Source organism: Bartonella sp. TT110JLCBS, assembly GCF_042193405.1.
Lineage (GTDB): Bacteria > Pseudomonadota > Alphaproteobacteria > Rhizobiales > Rhizobiaceae > Bartonella.
Genome location: NZ_JBHILT010000322.1, coordinates 1 through 534, shown reverse-complemented (window position 1 = coordinate 534; position 534 = coordinate 1). Strand labels below are relative to the sequence as shown.

Annotated in this window: 1 pseudogene; it reads right to left on the bottom strand. The window is 49.3% G+C overall.

The features are described 5' to 3' along the window. A pseudogene (locus ACFILW_RS11125) lies at window positions 1-534 on the bottom strand (hypothetical protein); the annotation flags it as partial.

Here is a 534-nt window from a genome sequence, read left to right as displayed (position 1 = left end):
TAGCCTTAACCGCCTCTGCACTCACTTGACCTGCTGACGCTCCTGAACGCAGCGCTGTCTCTGCTGCTGCTTTGGCTTCGTTGGCTATTCTAGACGCTTCTGTGGCACCCTGTTGCGCTTGTTCCGCTCTTGCCGTTGCACTATCGGCTGGACTTTTTGCGTCTAAAGCTATTGATTTGGCGCTCCTTGCATCTTCTTTGGCTTCCTCTGATACCCTCTTCGAAGAAATTGCTGTTTGGCTTGCTTGTTCACTCGTGGATTTCGCTTCAGTCGCAACAATCTCTAAACTATCCGCTTTAGATTTCGCAGCGCTAGCCTCTCTTACAGCTTGCTCTACTTTCTCCGTTGCTCTATCCGCTACATTCTTGGCTTCTTCTGCTGTGCTCTTCGCTGTATTCGCAACTGTCTCTACACTTTCGGCTTTAGCTTTTGCATCAGCGGCTGTCTGCTGTGAACTTACTGCTGTGCTATGAGCTGTTTCCGCTAAACTCTTAGCTTCACTCGACTTCGTTAACGCTTCTAAAGCTTTTTGCC